Below are 17526 nucleotides of genomic sequence, written 5' to 3'. Positions count from 1 at the left end.
GCACCAAATTTGCCTGGGTTAATGATTACAATGCTTAGGGATCTAATGCAATAAGCTCCCGGGCAAAATCATGGATTCCAGCCTTCAGCTTTTAAAAAATCTAATAAGATCTTATCATTAGCAGACATTGGAGGAAGCCATGTGTCTTTCTTTTCCCTTTTCCACCACAATCCTTGTGGGTTTCCAGGCGGGGCAAAGGCATACCGGTATAATACAGCGCGGATATACCGGGGAGGTGTATTTCCAAATGGGGCGCTGGCAAAAAGACCAACTGCACCGGGATCATTATGCAATAATTTATAAACCAGGTGTAGCGTCCATGGATATTCGTTAGGTGTTGACATGGAGGCGAACCACATTTGCCAGTCCAGGCGTAACTGGTATGGCGCTACCTGGGGTGAACGCTTATCCAATAGAACAGGCAAGCCTTTGTATATATACGGTTTCCAGTTGGCCCTATCACTGGTGTCATTATTCAGGGTCCCTTCAAATACTACATTGAAGCGTTCCTTTCCTACTGTTCCAAAAGCGCCATAAGTATTGACAAGGTCTAACGGATCAAAAGAAGTATTCATGATTTGGCGGGTAGATAACATATTTATTGCCGGGCGGATACTTAGTAATGCAATGACAAGGGTTACAGCTAATGCAGCTGTATGCATTGATTTTGATTCAACGGCATTGGCGGCGGCTTCATGTGCCTTGTGCACTAATTGAACGGGTAATATCCTGGCCCAACATTTATCATCAAAACATGCCAGCGCCGGAATAATGGTTAAGAGGTTTAAAAATGACAGGTTACCACTCAGGAAAATATTCACCTGGAACAGGATGATAATTATCCCGGCAATATGGCGTGCCAGACGTGGCCAGAATACAAACCAGGGTGCTACCAGTTCAGCAAGGTGATTAAACCAAACTCCCAATTTCAGCATGGTGTGGGGCAGGAAATGAAACCACCTGCTTAATGGCCCTGGTATGGGTTGGGTTTCGAACTGGTAATATAGGGCTGTAGCATTGCGCCAAATGGCATCACCTCTTAATTTGATCAGGCCAGCGCCTAACATGATGCGGAAGATGAGCCACCGGAACAAAACAATGAGCAGGAATGGTGGTGCTGTTTTGGGAAACGGACGCAGATCCAGCAAGGGACATAAAAAAATAGCAAGAAATCCTGTTTCGGTTAGTTGTATTTCCCAACCATAGCCATACCATTCCTGCCCTACATGAACGAAGGACATATAGAGTATCCAAAGCACTGCTAACAATATGGCATTGGCATAGCCAGCTAATACAACAAGGGAAAGAAAAAACCCCGTCCAGCCCAATACAGCAAATGCCGTATCGGAATGCCAGAACCAGAACAGCGAGGGCAAACGCAGAAATCCAGACGCTTCCGAACCATAGGCAGCAGTAACCCGAGTTAAATAAAGATTGGCCGGCGTCAACCCATCTGACCCTATTAACGGGAGCACCTGGTTGATGGCCACAAGAAAAGCAATAACATAGACAAGACCCAACAACCGAAGGATCATGAATCGTGTAAGCCAATAAGTTGGTCGCACTACATCATTTACCAGGTCCCCATCCTGATCACTCATGTATGCAGGGCGGGCTTCCTGAGAATGTTCGTATGGTTCCTCTTGCATGGTGATAAAGAATTGCAGCAATCAAAATGCCTAAACAGGAAGCTGGCAACAGATATCATTTGAAAAAGAAATAAAGGATTGAATAAAAACTCTTTACTTATTGGGTTTTACGAACCCTGGTTACTGTTTCGGTAAAAAGTAACGGGGCATTAAGACCGAATATATCTTTTAAAGCCCTTTTGGCGGCATAGTATCCACACATGCCGTGTACCCCACCGCCGGGTGGTGTGGACGAAGAACATACATAAAGGCCCTTTGCCGAGGTTTTATAGGGCGACCAACGCAAGGCAGGCCGTGTAAACAATTGGCCAATATCAAGTATGCCCCCATTGATATCGCCACCCACATAATTGGGATTGTAATTTTCCAGGTCAACCGCATTCATAACATGCCTGGCGAGTATACGTTCTTTAAAGCCCGGGGCAAACCTTTCCACCTGGTTTTCGATACGGCTGGTCATATCAAACGTTGAACCGTTGGGCACATGGCAATAGGCCCATGCCGTATGCTTCCCATCAGGAGCCCTGGATGCATCAAATAAGGTTGGCTGTGCCAGGAGAACAAATGGCTTTTCCGGGTGCCCGCCATTCGCTGTAAACTTTTCAGCCGCCACTATTTCTTCCATCGTATTTCCCAGGTGGATTGTGCCGGATTGCCTGCATGGTTCAGCAGTAAAAGGAATGGGCGCATCCAATGCCCAATCGATCTTATACACTCCCATTCCATACCTGTAACGGTTCAATTGCCATTTATAAATGGCAGACAGGCTATGACCGGCTATTTGCAGTAATTGGCGGGGGGTAATATCAAAAAGGATCGCATGGGCAGAGGGTAACTGTTGAAGGGAGCTCACCGGGAAATTGACCTGGATCTTACCACCTAAATAAATAAAATAAGAAGACAATGCCCGGGCAATAGACTGTGAACCTCCCCTGGCAACAGGCCATCCACCTGTATGCGCAGAGATGAGCAAAACCAAAGCGATAGCGGAAGTCGCCGCATTGGAAAGAGGCTGTAGTGCATGAGCCGCCATTCCAGCCCACAATCCTTTAGCCTCCCGGGTATTGATGCGTTTAGCCAGGTATGTAGCTGATGTCAATGCTTTGAATCCGAATTGCGCCAACAGGTAAGGATGCCGGGGCAGATGCAGAGGACCCAGGATATCTTTGGCTATTACCGGCCAGCTTTTTACCAGAGGCTGTAATAACTGCAGGTAAGTTTGTTTATCTGCCCCTAAATGCTCTGCTGTTTGCCAGAGAGAATGAAATACGCCTGCAGCAGTACCATCTGTAAAAGGATGGGATGCAGGTAAACCGGGATGAATATATTCCAGGCCATGCCGATGCAATGGAAGGCCTTTAAAAAACGGCGACCCAACAGCCAGGGGATGAATAGCTGAACAAACATCATGGATAAATCCCGGCAGGGTCAATTCCTGTGACCTGAGTCCACCACCAATGGTATCTTTTGCTTCCATCAACAACACAGAAAGTCCTTGCTGCTGCATGGTAATGGCTGCAGCCAAACCATTGGGCCCCGATCCTACGACAACTGCATCAAAATCTTTTTTGCCAGCAGTCATTTGATGTATTTCAATATATCTAAAATTAGCCTTGCGGTTTCTTCAACTACAATCTATCTATAGTCAACAATTATCATTCCCCCGCAAGCTACTCTTGAATTCTATAAATAGTTTTTAAGGAATACGGGATATAAGGTATATTCAGTCAAGCATTTTTTCCCCAACCTTAATCAAATCAAAATGAAACTAATTCCCCTATGCCTGTTGTTATGTGCCTGCTATATAAGTGTTGTTACCAAAGCACAGAAAATCACTCTTACACCTGCAGAAACAAAAGCATTGATCAATCTGCATGACAATCAAAAACTGTCATTGTTTGTTTACGATTCCTTATTTGCTATCTGGGGGATCAATCCATTTGGAAATATCCGGTCGGCTGAAAGCCAGCATGTTGATTTCCTGGTTGATGTTGCTGAAAATTATGATGTGGTACTTGATAAGAATGGATCAACAGATAATAAACCAGGATTTACAACTCCACAGGCAGAAACCATTTACCATGAATCTATTTCAAAAGGATCCTTATCGGTGATAGATGCGCTTAAAAGAGGTGCCCTGTTGGAAGAAATGAGCCTGCTTGCACTTCATGAGGCAAAAGCTGTCACTATTAAATCTGACCTCCTGCATACATTCGATATACTGGCCATGGGTTCCAAAAACAATTTACATGCCTTTAACAAGCGGTTAAAAATGTATGGGATCACGTATGAGCCGGGACTACTGGATCAAAAAGATTTTAAAAATATCATTAGTGAATAATGATAGCCGGTTTGGGGGTTTTACACCGGGGATTTTTTTCTCTTCATCCCGGTCGATTCACCAATCACCAGTTTTGCGGGCAGGTGAATTTGCGTGATCTTTTTAGGCTTGTTCATTATTTCTATAAGTGTCTGAACAGCTACCTGTCCCATTTCTTCAAGCGGCTGCCTGATATGGGTAAGCGTGGCATAAAACAGATCGGTAGCATCTGACTGGTCAAAGCTCAGGATCTTCAGATCGGCGGGAACTTTTAGTCCCAATGTATTGATGTATTTCAAGCCAAAGGTGGACACTTTGTTGCTGGCGAAAAATATGGCATCTATAGGTTCAGCCAGAGAAAGCAAAGCCTTAATCGCTTCTTTAACTTCTTCTGCGGAAGTATCTATGGGAACTTCCTTTATCCAGCTTTTGTTTATGGCTATTCCATGCTTTTTTAAAGAAGCCAGGTATCCCTTCTTCCTGTCCTGCAAATGGAATAAGGATGTTTTAAATCCCACGAATCCAATGCGGCTGCAACCAACGGTTAGGAGGTGATTGACGCCGGTAAACGAAGCCTCTGTATTATTAACGGCAACGTAGTTAACCTTCATTTCAGGAAAGTAACGATCGATCAAAACAAACGGCACCTTGGATTTTTGCAAATACTGTATAAGCGGCTGGTCGTTTTCCGCGGGTGCAAAGATGATCCCATCCACCTGGCGGTCCAGCATAACATTTATGATCCTTTTGGAGCGTTCTTCTTTTTCATCAGAACTACCAACAATGACGGTATAATCATTTTTCTCAGCCTCGTCTTCGATGATACGGGCAATGGTGGAGGAAAATGGGTTGGCTATATCTGCAACTACCAATCCGATAGTATTGGTTTTATTGGTCTTCAGGCTTTTGGCAATCTGGTTGGGCCGGTAGTTTAGCCTGAGGGCCGTTTCCCTGATCTTCTTAGACACTTCCTCACTGATCCGGCCTTGCTTTTTATTATTCAAAACATAGGAAACCAGTGCAATGGAAACACCAACCTTCTGGGCAATATCTTTTAAGGAGACCTTTTTTTTCATAATTGGCAATGGAAACAGAATCGATGCTGCCAAGATAATCATCCCTGCCTTATAATTATCAGAAATACAGCCTAATTGTTAAAATTCTTTAAGAAACAGTAATTTAATGTTTAAACGTTTAAACAATGCTGTACATTTGTGATGTCTTAGTTATTGAACACTGTTTAAAAACAGGATTAGTTTCTAACACGAATACTACAAGTCAACTTTTCATATAGCAAGCAATCGTTAGTCGTCCGATGTTTCTACATCGGACTTTTTTTTGTTTACAGGCTTAACATTTCAGTAATACACCATTGGGAATGATAACTACAATCTGCTACAATACGCCACCATGGCTGATTTACAAAAGATCATCCCGGTTTGCCATCATAGATGTACGCCAATTTGGTGTTGCAACACTTATATGCCTGCTCTATATTTGCATTACGAAAAACCAGGAATTCAATATTGGTTCCTAACTATTGCCTGCTCCTACCGATTGCTTTTCATGAAAATCTTTTTTCTCAATTAAACATTACAAAAATGAAAACGCAAACAAAAAATCCAATGAGAGTTATCGCTTCCAGAATTTTATTTTTCCTGATTATATTGGCGACAGCTACGAGCTCTATGGCACATGGCATAGTTGACATTCAAAAGCCAGGCATCAGTTACCTGGGAAAATCAGAGGGACAACATATGGTGCAGGTAAATTTTGAAAATGCGAACAGCCAGCCATGGTCCTTAACGGTGCAAGATCCTGAAGGAAATGTATTGTATGCTACAAAATTCAATCAACCCAATTTTTCCAGGAGATTCCAGGTGGCACAGGGCGAATCACCAGATGTTAAATTGACATTTGTATTTACATCCGGCAAGATCAGGCATTCTCAAACCCTCGAGATCAACACTTCCAGTTATACTGTTGAAGATGTTACAGTTACAAAGCTTTAATGGTAAGGAAAGTTGATCCGCGACAACCCGGAACTGTTAAAAGTAAGCATGTTGTTTAAACGTTTAAACAAATGGCGCTACTTTTGCAATCAGAAAGAAGGAAGGCTTTTTAGCCAGATCCTATTTAGCATTAAAACACAGAACACATGAAAAACACGATCACTCAAGACCAGGAAAAAAGATACGTAAAGATAAAGGCCCAGGCAGAGGTTAATGTACCTGGCAACAATGATAATGTGAAAGAGGAAGTTGCAAATTATGCAATGCATCCACTTCAATATTGGGCAAGTCCGAATTTCTTTTTAAATCCTTCAAGGAGAAAGTAAATAATGTATCCCTGATCATTACTTTGTATCAAAGCAAAGGAAGAATTGAAAGCACAAACTCCCCGGTAATTTACCGGGGTTTTTTATTGCATTGTAATGCATCATCCGGGGTAAATTATTTTCCGGCTGATTATTCTCAAGGTAATTTTCAAAAGGGAACTATAAATAAGCGGTAGTAAACTGAGGAATTATACTTCAGTTAGATGACTGTTTATTTACTACCAGGGATATGAATTTGGAAAATTGAACCGTAACCTGGTTCAAATCCATCAGATACTTTGTCTTTCATACAGATCATTCTCACGATCGCTTCGTCTCAATTCCAAACGATTCATTGAAGATACACGGTTCTCATTTTTATCCCTGCCTGAGCGGGCAGGTGTATAACTTCTTTCCTCAGAATATCCAAAACCTCTTGGTATTCCAGGCTTCCGTTCTCTTGGATTATTACTATTATTATTCCGTGACATGATTGCTGTTTATTAAATTATGATCCTAAATATTATACCAAATCTGTGTTCTCCTCGCCCAGCCTGGCAGACTCACCTTCATCAAGATCATCGTTGGGGCTGGAAGCACTTAGGTCCGGATCATTATCTATATCATTTATAGCCTCATCATGGGCCCTTTCATTTATTTGTTTTTGCCTGGTAGAAATCTCCTGAGGCAAAGGATGTTCATGGTGTCCTTGTTGAGGATTATTGTTAGCCTTTTTCATAAAATTATTTATAAGATAGTCAATAAATACTATGCCGCAATGGCTTGAATAAACTTTTATCTTTAGATCAATATTTTGAAAATGGCCTTCATAGAAATTACGAACCTTACCACCAAAGAAGTTATAAAAGGTTATACAGGCAGGGCAATTCATACAGGCACAACAACCTTCATGTATTGGACAGTAGAAGCCGGTGCGGTCATGCCTGTTCATCACCATAGGCATGAACAAACTGCCCATGTTTTAAAAGGGAAATTTGAGCTTACTGTAAATGGAGAAACGAGGATATTAGAACCTGGCACCGTTGCTGTGATACCACCCAACATTCCTCATGGAGGCCATGCGATAACAGATTGTATATTACTTGATGTTTTTAATCCTGAAAGAGAGGACTATAAATTTTAAAACCGGGCAAGTTCAACTATTTCTTCAAGATATTTTTTGTCAACAGTATTGAAATGGTCAAGCTCAGCACTATCAGCATCCAACACTGCAGTTACGATACCATTCTGCACGATAGGAATAACAATTTCCGACCTTGATAAACTGCTGCAGGCAATGTGACCGGGGAATTTTTCCACATCAGGGACAATTAATGTTTCGGCTCTTTCCCAGGCTGCCCCACAAACTCCTCTGCCTTTTTTGATCCTGGTACATGCTACCGGTCCCTGGAATGGGCCTAACACAAGTTCATCTTTTTTTACCATGTAAAAACCTACCCATAACCAGCCAAACTGTTCTTTCAAAGCCGCAGCAATATTTGCCAGATTAGCCACCAGGTCCGATTCGCCTTCCAACAAAGCTTTGATCTGTGGTAACAAAGCCTCATATTGTTCCTGCTTTGTTCCCGCTATAATTGATAAGTCTTCTGCCATAGTGCGTAAAGGTAAACCATCAATCATTTCATTGCGACAATTCAACCTGCTACATGCTTATAAAAAAAGCTGCCCTTGAAGACAGCTCTCTATAGTGATAATCTAAAGGTATTTTATCAGTTCCCACCATTGCCGGAAGCCTGGCGTCTCTGCATCTGCTCTTTTCTCATTTCCTCGAAAAATGTATTTACATCCTTTACCTGGTCGTCAGTAAGGGGGATAGCTTTCAATTCTTTATTTTGAGTTTCCTGTAGTTCCGCATTTTTTTTGGTTTTTTCTTCATCGCTCAGTGATTGATCCATCCTGATATCCCTTCTTTTACGTTGGTTGCTGAAATTGATCTCAATGACCTTATCTGCCTGTGCATCTGTAAGCTTTGTTTTTTCAACCAGGGATGGTTTAATTCTATCCTTCATTCTTTGCATCATTGCTGCAGGGTCGCGGTCACCACCGTTTTGTTGCGCCACAACTTTTGTGGTATATACTGTTGTAAACAATACCAATAAGAAAAACAGTTTTTTCATTTGTTTGTATTTTAGACCAGTAAGGTATTTATTTCTCATGTTAAGCAAGGTTAAAAACTAATCATCTGTAAATGCTTAAAAAAGAAATCACAGTTCCACTAATTTATTTTACTTCAAAAAGGAGAAATTGCGTTTTGTCAACCTGCGAAAAGTTATCATCTGCTACAAACAAAAGCGTAGGATGTCCATTGGGAAGATAAGGACCCCAGGTAACACCCTCAATATTATAAACGGGTATGTGCAGGTCCTCCATATTCAACAATAATTTTTTGGCGACAGGCCTGAAACCCTGAACAGTGTTTAGCGATGTGATGGAAGATACATCCGTAGCATTTTTTAAATCCACCAGGTAAAGTTTAATTACACAACCTGGCCGCCCGGTAGAAAAGGATCGCTCTATAGCCAGCAACTTATTTTCAGCAATCCAGAATATTTCGGAAACTCCATTTATTTTAAAAGCATTGGAGGGCTGCGCCGGGTAGGCAACAGGATCAGTCTTGTAAGCATATTGGGCAAGAGGTTTTCGTGTCCTCACATCAAACCGGATTAGCCGGGTCCATGCTGAAGTGTCCCCGGTAGATGCCTGGACACCATCTTCAAAAAGAGGCTCCTCTACATTAACAAATAAGGACCTGTACTTCCTATCGAAGGTGATGCCTTCAAAAGAACTATTATTCCTTGGCCCTTTTTCCAAACTGCTTATATGCAAATTGGCGGGCAACAAAAAACTATCTACTAATTTACCCTGTTGATCACTGAGAAAAACCGATGGATCGCGTAATGTCCATTCATTATTTTTCTTTGTTCTTTCTCCCTCACTGCTCCAGGCTACCTGGTCCCTGGAAGGGAAATAGCGTATAGCTTCAGGATCAATGGTGGAAGGTGAGAACGGAACTGCTTTATCGTTCAACAATGTCGTTACGGAAAGAAACTGAACTGTATCAATACCTTTTTCACTAACCGGGATCCTTGCCTTGTACATACGTGTAGGGTCGATCTTTGACCCATCATCCGAAATAATATAGTACACTTCTTTTTTTGGATCGTAGTCTATGCCTGATAAACCTCCCACTGTTGTTCCATTGAATTGAGCTTTCAGGGGTATGTTGTATTGCCCTATTAACTCCAGCCTGGTTTCATCATTAAAAGGTTTGCGTTGTATGGCACAACCCAGCAAAAAAACCATTAAAAAAGAACAGAACCCATATTTCATAATAGCCATTTCAGGGGGCAAAAATGCTGTATCTTTTGTTGTCTGAAAAAGTAATTTTATTGATTGGACATTCTATGGCCTTCAAAACAGGAACCGCGTTTATATTGAGGCCGCATCCATATGTTATAAATGAGAAGCATACTTAGCTATTTAAAGGAATTTATTATTGCTGTTGATAAAAGGATGCTTTTGTTCTGTTGCCTGCTGGCTGCAACAGGTATTTTGATAAATTACCATTTCCAGTTAAACAGAAAGATCAATACAACACCACGCCAAATACAATATGTATCCTGGTACCTGGTATTTTTTATTGCATTTGCCATTCCCTATTGCATCTATTCGTGTTTGAAAGGTCGACGCCTTTTTACCAATGCGAATTTTGTAACACTTGTATTATTGGCACCCGCCCTTTTTGCCTGGAAAATGGCTTTTAATATCAATATACATCTTTCCAATTCCAATGAACTCAATATATATTATAACCAGGTTGTTTACTGGCCTTTAAAACTTTTGATAGTTACGCTTATCCTGGTGGTAGTCTGGAAAAAATATAATCCATCACAACCATTTTATGGAACCGTACCCTCCAACTTCGATGTTCTACCCTACCTGGGAATGCTTTGTATCATGGTGCCATTGATTGCTGCAGCATCTACATTGCCTGATTTTCTAGCTGTTTATCCAAAATTGAAAAACCTGCACCATTTGCCCGTTGTACAGGAAAATGGATTCTATAAACTGGCCTATGAACTGGCTTATGGTTCTGACTTCATTACCATCGAACTTTTCTTTCGTGGCTTTTTGATACTAGCTTTTATTCAATATGCCGGTAGGGAATCTATTTTGCCAATGGCGGTATTTTATTGTGCCATTCATTTTGGCAAGCCCCTGGCAGAATGTATCAGCTCTTTTTTTGGAGGTATTATTTTGGGCGTTATTACGTACCATACAAGAACCATCTGGGGAGGTGTTATAGTTCACCTGGGTACTGCCTGGCTCATGGAACTGGGAGGTTACCTTGGAAATATGTACTACTGATAAAAAATACTGCAAGCCTGTAAGCCGGTTTCTGTACTTTAATGCGAACACTAAAGCTGCTATCATTTATCTGCTTCCTGCATTACTACAGGAATGTATCTGCCTACCCACCCAACATCGGGCGAGCAGCCCTCAGGCGTTGGTATACATGGCATTTCAGCACGTAAGGTTTACCCCCCATTGTTATCACTAACAACAGTTGTGGGCTTTTACCCCACATTTTCACCCTTACCGGTTTGATGTAAACACCAAAGCGGCGGTAATTTTCTGTGGCACTCTCTCGTCCCGGAAAACCAGGAGCCGGCTGTTAACCGGTACGTTGCTCTGCGCTGTCCGGACTTTCCTACCCTAACGATCAACCTTCACCAGTTGATGAAATCAATGTCAGGATCGATAGCAAAGCTTGCAGTAAAACAAAGTTACAGGTAAATAACCATCAACTATTTTGATCTGTCTGAACCTATACCAGTAATTATTTAAAGAATATCTCGGTGGCACCATATCCAAAAGATGGATGGTATTGGTTAACAAAAGATTTCACTTCTCTTTTTAAACGGAGCATATCATGAATCTCATCCCTTAGTTTCCCACTGCCAACACCATGGATGATGATCAACTGAGATTGGTGGTGGGCAAGGGCCAGTTCGTACCATTTTTCGAATTCCTTTAGCTGTATATGCAATATTTCAGCATTGGAAAGATGCTTCCAGTTGTCGGATAATTTTTCAATATGCAGATCTACTACCGTGCGGGCAGGCTGCAGGTGCTTACGGATATCCTTAAGACTATAAACTTTAACGCCTTTGGGCGAAGCCTCAAGGTCAATGGTTTCATCCTTAGGTTTTTCTGGATATGTATCGAATAATTTATAGGCAAATGTCGCTTCACCTTTTTCCTTTAATACTTCTATCCTGTCAAATAATTGTTTGGGCTTTAGTTTCAGGCTCGATTCATAATAATCTGCCTTGTATTTATCCGGTTGTAATAAGGAAAATTCAAAGGTAAAATTGGGGCTGTCATTCATATCCTCGAAAGGGATATCATGCAGGTAAAAATCGCCAAATGAATTAATCTCATTTCTTATCTCAAATTCAGACCTGCCAAAGAACTGCAGGTAATAATTGAAATTGTAGGCTTTTTCCGTCCTGTTAACCAGGTGTACCTTTAATTCAACCACTACATCATCTCCAAATTCATCCGTTTCAAATTTGGGAAGAAAAGAAAGCCAAACCCCATCTGCAACCCTTTCTACAATTACCTTTTCTTTTCTTACATCCTCCACATATTTTTTTTCCTTTTTTGGCGGAAAGAGCTTCTTTTCGGTAAATCTTTTAAAATAGGGAAAGTCTATCTGGTCCATGTAGGCAGGAAACTTAACGCCCCTCACTTCTATCATTACCATCTTTTCATTGATAATGTCAATGATCTCCCCTTCTTCGTTGGAATGTAACACTACAATCTTATCGCCTACCTGGTATTTCATGTTCTTAAAAACGATTATTAACTGATTACTGCATAAAAAAACAGCGTGTAAAGGTACGATCGAAACAAGCAAAGAAGGGCGCTCCAATGAAGCGCCCTTTAGAATTAACAAGGTTGAAACCATACAGCCGGCTAATACTATCCAAGAGGTGTCCCTGCACCTGCCAGTGTTTCTTTAGCCAACCTGCTGTTTTTAAAACCATAGGTAAAATACACTACCAGTCCAACGGCCAGCCAGATAAGGAACCGGTACCAGTTGGTGTGGCTTTCCTGGGCCATGAGGTAAAAGCAACTGGTAAAACCCAGAACTGGTATCAGGGAAAAATCCTTTACAAATGTCAGGACGGCAATGATTGCTGCTACCACCCAGAAAAGGCCCATAGGGAATCCTTCCTTTGTGAGCAGGTTTTGAAAATGCTCCGGGTTGTATTTCACCACAAGGGCTATTGAAGCAATAAATAAAACAGGTATTATGTACTTTCCACTTACATGAGGGACCCTGAATTTAGATTCTGGCCTGTTCGTCTGCTTCTGCAAAACAATGACACCGGCACAAACCAATACAAAGGCAAACAGGGTTCCGATGCTTGTCAAGGCAAGCAAGACCTCAATATTGAGAAAAAGGGCCGGGATACCCACTACCAGTCCTGTCAGGATGGTAGAAAAGGAAGGTGTTTGATATTTGGGATGAATACGTGAAAAGATCTTAGGCAGGAGACCATCCCTGCTCATGCTCATCCAGATGCGCGGTTGGCCTAACTGGAAAACCAACAACACACTGGCTGTTGCAATGATGGCGCTTACGGCAACGATTCCTGACACCCAATATAATCCCCGCTGATCAAACACTTCTGCCAGGGGATCGCCCACATTCAACTTGGTATAGGGTATCATACCGGTAAGCACCAATGCCAACAGGACATACAAAACTGTACAAATGATTAGGGAATAGATCATTCCCTTTGGAAGATCGCGTTGGGGATCTTTGCATTCTTCTGCTGTAGTGGAAATGGCATCAAAGCCTATATATGCAAAGAATACAGCAGACACTCCTTTAAGTATGCCACTGATTCCATTTGGTGTAAAGGGTGACCAGTTTTGAGGGTTGACATAATAAGCTCCAAGAACTATTACTAAAAAAACAACAGCTAGTTTGATGATCACCATGATGTTGCTCAGGGACCTTGATTCCTTGATACCGATAAAAACAACATAAGTGATAAGGGCTACAATCAAAAATGCAGGAACATCCATTAATATGCGCAGACCAAAAAGTTGCGGCGCATTTGTCCAGGCCCGGACTGCGGCTTCAGTACCCTCGGCAAAACCTCTTTGGGCAGTAACATAATCCATGGTCAGCCAATCAGGGATGTGCATTCCTGCCTTATCCAACAGGCCAGTAAAATATTCACTCCATGAAATAGCTACCACCACGTTACCAATAGCGTATTCCATCAACAGGTCCCATCCAATGATCCAGGCGAAGATCTCACCAAAGGCAACATAGGAATAGGTATAGGCACTCCCGGATACCGGTACCGTGGAAGCAAATTCCGCATAGCACAGTGCAGCAAAACCACAGGCGATAGCGGTAAATATGTAAAGGAATATGACACCTGGCCCACCGTTGTAACTGGCATTACCAATGCTACTGAAAATGCCGGCTCCAATAACAGCCGCAATGCCCATAAATGTGAGATCCCGTACGCCAAGCACTTTTTTTAATCCAGAGCTATGACCCTCGCTATCGTGTAAACCTTCTTCAGCTTCCCTTAAAATAGTAGGTATAGACTTTTTCCTAAGCAATTGATTTGTCATCCAATACAATGTTTGAAGGGCTCAAAATATCGAAAAATTGCTTCTGCCCATCAGTGAAAGAAAGGTTTTTGCCCATAATGGCAATAAAAAGCTGATTAAAATCAGTTTTGAAGTTTATAAACATCAATAATAAAAGGATCTCCGGATCTGAAATTTGTCCTTCAAAATTGAAACGATATGTCAACTACAACAATGGACCATTCCTTTTCGACAACCTATGCTGAAAAAGCCAGCCAAACGGGCTTATTTTCTAAATTCATGGCCTGGTGTAAAGGGCAGGATGAAAATCGCTTTATGTGGATCGGCATTGCCCTGGCAGGACATGGTTGTATTTTAACCCCATTGACGGTAATGGCTGTATTATTGGCCGGCACCAATATGTTTTTATTTATGCTGTGCATTATTGCCATGGGTATGTCCCTGGTAACAAACCTGGCAGCCATGCCTACAAAGATCACTATCCCTGTTTTTGTATTAAGTGTGCTTATTGATATAGCTGTACTGATTTCTTGCTTTGCTATAGGGTTAGACATTGCCAAAACTTACATCTAAACCCTAATGCTGTCGTTGCGTAAGATAAAGAGCCAATTGTTTTAATGGCTCTTTTCTTTTTGAAAGCACCGCAATATCTTCCAGGTGTTCAAATGCCTGCTGCATATATTTTTCCTTGAGTTCCCGGGCCCATTCATCTATGCCACAGTCTTTGAAAATGGATAATACCCGAATGACCTTATTGTCCTCATTACCTTTCAATAAACTATGCAACTCCTCCTTCTGGACTTCAGATGCGGTTTCAAAAGCATGGATCAATAAGAATGTTTTTTTATTGGCTTTGATATCTCCACCTACCTGCTTACCAAATTTTTCGGGGTCACCAAAAGCATCCAGGTAATCGTCCTGCACCTGGAAAGCAAGTCCCAACTTTCGTCCGAATTCATATATCAGATTCTGGTTTCTTTCCAGTGCCCCACCCAATATGGTACCCATTTTCAAACTGGCAGCCAGCAATACGGAGGTCTTCAGGTTGATCATATTCAGGTATTCCTCGTACCCTACATCGTTTCTTTTTTCAAAATCCATATCCAACTGCTGGCCCTCACATACTTCACGTGCTGTTTTATTGAATAAGGAAATAATAAGCGAACTATAGTTAGGCGATATCCTGTTCAGGTATTCGTAGGCCGCTACCAACATGACATCCCCGGCCAGTAATGCCGTACTCTCTCCATATTTTTCATGAACTGTTTCGTTGCCCCGCCGCAAAGGCGCTTTATCCATTATATCGTCGTGAATGAGCGTGAAATTGTGAAACAATTCGATAGCAGTTGCAGCATGCATAGCATCAGGTGACAACTCACCAAAAAGTTCATTTCCCATCAGGCATAGAACAGGCCGGACTCTTTTACCTCCCAGTTTCAGGAAATAACGATTGGGTTCATATAATGATGCAGGTTCTTTTGGGAAATGATCTGTATTAAATTTTTCAATAAAAAGCTGTGAAAGTTCTTCAAACGTGTGCATTATTCTCCAATCCTTTTCTTTTTACGTTTTTGTTTTGATTTATTTTCTTCCTCCTGCTCTTCAAGCGTAGCAGTGAGCACCCATTCATAATCCAGTTGTCTTTTTTCAAGGTTAGCAGCAATGACCTTGATCCTCACCCGGTCTCCCATGCGGAATTTCCTTCCGCTTCTCATCCCAACCAGGCTATAATCGGTATCTACCAACCTGAATTCATCATATTCAGCGAGGCTGGTAATACTGACCATTCCTTCGCATTTATGTTCGATGGTCTCAACCCAAAAGCCAAAGGCTGCCACTCCGCTGATCACGCCTTCAAACTCATCTCCAAGGAAGTCCTTCATGTACTCGACCTGTTTATACTTGTTTGCAGCTCTTTCCGCATCCATTGCCGCCCTTTCGCGTTCGCTGCTATGCTTGCATTTTTGCTCCATTTTTTTATCGGGCTTGATGGTCTTGTTGATCACCTGCTCCACCACCCTGTGAACCATGATGTCCGGATAACGCCTGATAGGTGATGTGAAATGGCAATAATGTTCAAACCCCAGCCCATAATGGCCAATATTCTCTGAAGTGTAGACAGCCTTTGCCATAGTGCGGATACCTAACTGTTCCAACACATGTTGTTCAGGTTTTCCCTGCACATCTTTTAGCATGGTATTGAAGGACTCCGCAATTTTTTCGGGTGTGGAAGTATCGAACTTATGCCCGAATTTCCTGGCAAAGGCCATAAAGGGTAACAATTTCTCTTCTGATGGAAGATCATGCACCCGGTAAGGAAATGGTATTGGTTTTTTATTGATCTCGATCTTAGAAATATTTTCCGCAACGTATTTATTGGCCAATAGCATGAACTCTTCGATAAGCTGGTGAGCCTCTTTACTTTCTTTTACGATTATACCAATGGGCTTTCCCTTTTCATCCAGCTTGAAACGCACTTCCGTACTGGAAAAATTAATAGCGCCTGCTTCAAACCTTTTCTTACGCAAACGCTGGGCGATACTGTTTAAAAGCAATACCTCGTCCCTGTACAAGCCGTCTTCCTTTTCAATGATCTCCTGTACTTCTTCATACGTAAAACGGTGATCGGAGTGAATGGCTGTTTTGCCGATCCAGTATTGCTTCACCTGACCCTTGGGAGTCATCTGGAATACTGCCGAAAAGGTCAGTTTATCTTCATTTGGCCGAAGGGAACACAAAACATTTGAAATATGTTCCGGAAGCATGGGATTTACCCTGTCAGGTAAATAAACAGAAGTAGCCTTTTGATAGGCCATTTCATCCAGCGCTGTATCAGGGAGCACATAATGGCTGACATCAGCAATGTGTACGCCAATCTCGTAATTGCCATTTTTCAGTACCCTTAAGGACAAGGCATCATCAAAGTCCTTGGCATCCACCGGGTCTATGGTAAATGTCAAAACCTCGCGGAAGTCCTTTCTTTTATTGATCTCGTCCTGCGCTATCTGATCCGGGATACGTTCTGCCTCTTCTAACACTTCATCGCTGAACCCCAATGGAAAACCATTTTCCAACAGGATCTCTTTCATGGCCACATCGTTGCTATCTTCTGCATCCAGGATACTGATCACTTCACCAACAGGCCGCTTTTTAGTATCTTTTTCCCATTCCTTTATTTTTACAACCACCCTGTCTCCATCCTGTGCTTCATTAAAGCTTCCCTGCGGAATAAAAATATCAGGGATCTTCTTGTTTCCTTCAGCAATAAAAAATGCATATCCCTTATTCATTTCAAGACGACCAACAAATTCCATTTGCTTACGCTCCAGCACATCCACCACCACACCCTGCATGCGTTTGCCTGTTTTATCAGGATCTACCTGCACTCTTACTGTATCTCCATGGAGGGCAGTATTAAAATCATTTGGCCTTACCAATATATCTGTCTCTAAACCGCTTACCACCACAAAGCCCATTCCCGAACGGGTGATCTCCAGTACACCTTTATATTCATCAAAATTCCTTGTCTTTTTCCTGTCTGATTTTTTTGAATTTTTACGGCCCATGGTTAT

At 41.9% G+C, this 17526-nt stretch carries 19 protein-coding genes and 1 other RNA gene; 7 read left to right on the top strand and 13 right to left on the bottom strand.

Annotated features, from left to right (window positions below; translation table 11 throughout):
- Positions 1-68: 68 nt before the first annotated feature.
- Together BP74_RS04855 and BP74_RS04850 are read right to left on the bottom strand one after the other, a co-directional pair.
- Positions 69-1649 carry a lipase maturation factor family protein gene (locus tag BP74_RS04855; protein ID WP_496371632.1) on the bottom strand — a complete coding sequence of 527 codons (1581 nt, stop codon included), beginning with the start codon at positions 1647-1649 and terminating at the stop codon, positions 69-71.
- A 97-nt stretch (positions 1650-1746) separates the two neighbouring features.
- Complete coding sequence (locus tag BP74_RS04850) at positions 1747-3231, bottom strand: phytoene desaturase family protein (RefSeq protein WP_496371630.1); 1485 nt, start codon at positions 3229-3231, stop codon at positions 1747-1749.
- A gap of 180 nt (positions 3232-3411) precedes the next feature.
- Here BP74_RS04850 and BP74_RS04845 point away from each other — a divergent pair, with 180 nt between their 5' ends.
- Positions 3412-3990, top strand: a complete 579-nt coding sequence (locus BP74_RS04845; RefSeq protein ID WP_496371628.1) for a DUF2202 domain-containing protein — start codon at positions 3412-3414, stop codon at positions 3988-3990.
- 20 nt (positions 3991-4010) lie between these two features.
- Here BP74_RS04845 and BP74_RS04840 read toward each other — a convergent pair whose 3' ends face one another.
- Positions 4011-5045 carry a LacI family DNA-binding transcriptional regulator gene (locus BP74_RS04840; RefSeq protein ID WP_496371626.1) on the bottom strand — a complete coding sequence of 345 codons (1035 nt, stop codon included), beginning with the start codon at positions 5043-5045 and terminating at the stop codon, positions 4011-4013.
- A gap of 302 nt (positions 5046-5347) precedes the next feature.
- Between BP74_RS04840 and BP74_RS04835 the strand changes: the two genes are divergently transcribed.
- The 3 genes from BP74_RS04835 to BP74_RS04825 all read left to right on the top strand — a co-directional run bounded on the left by BP74_RS04835 (position 5348) and on the right by BP74_RS04825 (position 6307).
- Positions 5348-5506: a hypothetical protein gene (locus BP74_RS04835; protein WP_496371624.1), complete on the top strand. Its 159-nt coding sequence runs from the start codon at positions 5348-5350 to the stop codon at positions 5504-5506.
- 64 nt (positions 5507-5570) lie between these two features.
- Positions 5571-5981 carry a hypothetical protein gene (locus tag BP74_RS04830; protein ID WP_496371622.1) on the top strand — a complete coding sequence of 137 codons (411 nt, stop codon included), beginning with the start codon at positions 5571-5573 and terminating at the stop codon, positions 5979-5981.
- Between the two features lie 146 nt (positions 5982-6127).
- Complete coding sequence (locus BP74_RS04825) at positions 6128-6307, top strand: hypothetical protein (RefSeq protein WP_496371620.1); 180 nt, start codon at positions 6128-6130, stop codon at positions 6305-6307.
- A gap of 269 nt (positions 6308-6576) precedes the next feature.
- On the opposite strand, the gene BP74_RS04820 is transcribed toward BP74_RS04825, so the two are convergent.
- Together BP74_RS04820 and BP74_RS04815 are read right to left on the bottom strand one after the other, a co-directional pair.
- Positions 6577-6777, bottom strand: coding sequence for a hypothetical protein (locus BP74_RS04820; protein ID WP_496371618.1), 201 nt, complete (start codon positions 6775-6777; stop codon positions 6577-6579).
- 32 nt (positions 6778-6809) lie between these two features.
- Positions 6810-7025, bottom strand: coding sequence for a hypothetical protein (locus tag BP74_RS04815; protein ID WP_496371616.1), 216 nt, complete (start codon positions 7023-7025; stop codon positions 6810-6812).
- 81 nt (positions 7026-7106) lie between these two features.
- Between BP74_RS04815 and BP74_RS04810 the strand changes: the two genes are divergently transcribed.
- Positions 7107-7430, top strand: a complete 324-nt coding sequence (locus BP74_RS04810; protein WP_496371614.1) for a cupin domain-containing protein — start codon at positions 7107-7109, stop codon at positions 7428-7430.
- Here BP74_RS04810 and BP74_RS04805 read toward each other — a convergent pair.
- The 3 genes from BP74_RS04805 to BP74_RS04795 all read right to left on the bottom strand — a co-directional run bounded on the left by BP74_RS04805 (position 7427) and on the right by BP74_RS04795 (position 9637).
- The gene (locus BP74_RS04805) at positions 7427-7900 is read right to left on the bottom strand and encodes a GAF domain-containing protein (protein ID WP_496371612.1); all 474 of its coding nucleotides are present in this window, start codon (positions 7898-7900) and stop codon (positions 7427-7429) included. The two genes, BP74_RS04810 and BP74_RS04805, sit on opposite strands and share 4 nt — an antisense overlap.
- A gap of 116 nt (positions 7901-8016) precedes the next feature.
- Positions 8017-8424 (bottom strand): hypothetical protein, encoded by a 408-nt coding sequence (locus tag BP74_RS04800; RefSeq protein WP_496371610.1) that lies wholly within the window; start codon positions 8422-8424, stop codon positions 8017-8019.
- Between the two features lie 103 nt (positions 8425-8527).
- Positions 8528-9637 carry an esterase-like activity of phytase family protein gene (locus tag BP74_RS04795; RefSeq protein WP_496371608.1) on the bottom strand — a complete coding sequence of 370 codons (1110 nt, stop codon included), beginning with the start codon at positions 9635-9637 and terminating at the stop codon, positions 8528-8530.
- Positions 9638-9766: 129 nt separating this feature from the next.
- Here BP74_RS04795 and BP74_RS04790 point away from each other — a divergent pair, with 129 nt between their 5' ends.
- Entirely contained in the window at positions 9767-10675 is a 909-nt protein-coding gene (locus tag BP74_RS04790) for a CPBP family intramembrane glutamic endopeptidase (protein ID WP_496371606.1), read from the top strand.
- Positions 10676-10679: 4 nt separating this feature from the next.
- Here the strand turns inward: BP74_RS04790 and rnpB are convergent.
- The 3 genes from rnpB to BP74_RS04775 form a co-directional block, all read right to left on the bottom strand.
- Positions 10680-11085, bottom strand: an RNA gene (gene rnpB / locus BP74_RS04785) — RNase P RNA component class A.
- A 62-nt stretch (positions 11086-11147) separates the two neighbouring features.
- Positions 11148-12158 (bottom strand): Smr/MutS family protein, encoded by a 1011-nt coding sequence (locus BP74_RS04780; protein WP_496371604.1) that lies wholly within the window; start codon positions 12156-12158, stop codon positions 11148-11150.
- A 137-nt stretch (positions 12159-12295) separates the two neighbouring features.
- Entirely contained in the window at positions 12296-13975 is a 1680-nt protein-coding gene (locus tag BP74_RS04775; protein ID WP_496371602.1) for an amino acid permease, read from the bottom strand.
- A gap of 177 nt (positions 13976-14152) precedes the next feature.
- Here BP74_RS04775 and BP74_RS04770 point away from each other — a divergent pair, with 177 nt between their 5' ends.
- A complete protein-coding gene (locus BP74_RS04770; RefSeq protein WP_496371600.1) occupies positions 14153-14527 on the top strand; it encodes a hypothetical protein in 375 nt (124 codons plus the stop codon).
- A gap of 3 nt (positions 14528-14530) precedes the next feature.
- Here the strand turns inward: BP74_RS04770 and BP74_RS04765 are convergent, their stop codons facing one another.
- Positions 14531-15496 (bottom strand): polyprenyl synthetase family protein, encoded by a 966-nt coding sequence (locus tag BP74_RS04765; protein WP_496371598.1) that lies wholly within the window; start codon positions 15494-15496, stop codon positions 14531-14533.
- The gene (gene rnr / locus BP74_RS04760) at positions 15496-17520 is read right to left on the bottom strand and encodes a ribonuclease R (protein WP_496371596.1); all 2025 of its coding nucleotides are present in this window, start codon (positions 17518-17520) and stop codon (positions 15496-15498) included. The genes BP74_RS04765 and rnr overlap by 1 nt, the downstream gene beginning before the upstream one ends.
- Positions 17521-17526 lie beyond the last annotated feature (6 nt).

This window comes from Flavisolibacter ginsengiterrae DSM 18136, from assembly GCF_059568575.1.
Note: the sequence above shows the minus strand (reverse complement) of the source record. Positions and strands in the feature narration are given on the sequence as shown.

Coding starts and splice junctions, on each gene's coding strand:
- BP74_RS04820 (WP_496371618.1), bottom strand. CDS start 6,777: ATGTCACGGAATAATAATAGTAATAATCCAAGAGAACGGAAGCCTGGA.
- BP74_RS04850 (WP_496371630.1), bottom strand. CDS start 3,231: ATGACTGCTGGCAAAAAAGATTTTGATGCAGTTGTCGTAGGATCGGGG.
- BP74_RS04775 (WP_496371602.1), bottom strand. CDS start 13,975: ATGACAAATCAATTGCTTAGGAAAAAGTCTATACCTACTATTTTAAGG.
- BP74_RS04770 (WP_496371600.1), top strand. CDS start 14,153: ATGTCAACTACAACAATGGACCATTCCTTTTCGACAACCTATGCTGAA.
- BP74_RS04830 (WP_496371622.1), top strand. CDS start 5,571: ATGAAAACGCAAACAAAAAATCCAATGAGAGTTATCGCTTCCAGAATT.
- BP74_RS04800 (WP_496371610.1), bottom strand. CDS start 8,424: ATGAAAAAACTGTTTTTCTTATTGGTATTGTTTACAACAGTATATACC.
- BP74_RS04825 (WP_496371620.1), top strand. CDS start 6,128: ATGAAAAACACGATCACTCAAGACCAGGAAAAAAGATACGTAAAGATA.
- BP74_RS04815 (WP_496371616.1), bottom strand. CDS start 7,025: ATGAAAAAGGCTAACAATAATCCTCAACAAGGACACCATGAACATCCT.
- BP74_RS04765 (WP_496371598.1), bottom strand. CDS start 15,496: ATGCACACGTTTGAAGAACTTTCACAGCTTTTTATTGAAAAATTTAAT.
- BP74_RS04795 (WP_496371608.1), bottom strand. CDS start 9,637: ATGAAATATGGGTTCTGTTCTTTTTTAATGGTTTTTTTGCTGGGTTGT.
- BP74_RS04840 (WP_496371626.1), bottom strand. CDS start 5,045: ATGAAAAAAAAGGTCTCCTTAAAAGATATTGCCCAGAAGGTTGGTGTT.
- rnr (WP_496371596.1), bottom strand. CDS start 17,520: ATGGGCCGTAAAAATTCAAAAAAATCAGACAGGAAAAAGACAAGGAAT.
- BP74_RS04835 (WP_496371624.1), top strand. CDS start 5,348: ATGATAACTACAATCTGCTACAATACGCCACCATGGCTGATTTACAAA.
- BP74_RS04855 (WP_496371632.1), bottom strand. CDS start 1,649: ATGCAAGAGGAACCATACGAACATTCTCAGGAAGCCCGCCCTGCATAC.
- BP74_RS04845 (WP_496371628.1), top strand. CDS start 3,412: ATGAAACTAATTCCCCTATGCCTGTTGTTATGTGCCTGCTATATAAGT.
- BP74_RS04805 (WP_496371612.1), bottom strand. CDS start 7,900: ATGGCAGAAGACTTATCAATTATAGCGGGAACAAAGCAGGAACAATAT.
- BP74_RS04810 (WP_496371614.1), top strand. CDS start 7,107: ATGGCCTTCATAGAAATTACGAACCTTACCACCAAAGAAGTTATAAAA.
- BP74_RS04790 (WP_496371606.1), top strand. CDS start 9,767: ATGAGAAGCATACTTAGCTATTTAAAGGAATTTATTATTGCTGTTGAT.
- BP74_RS04780 (WP_496371604.1), bottom strand. CDS start 12,158: ATGAAATACCAGGTAGGCGATAAGATTGTAGTGTTACATTCCAACGAA.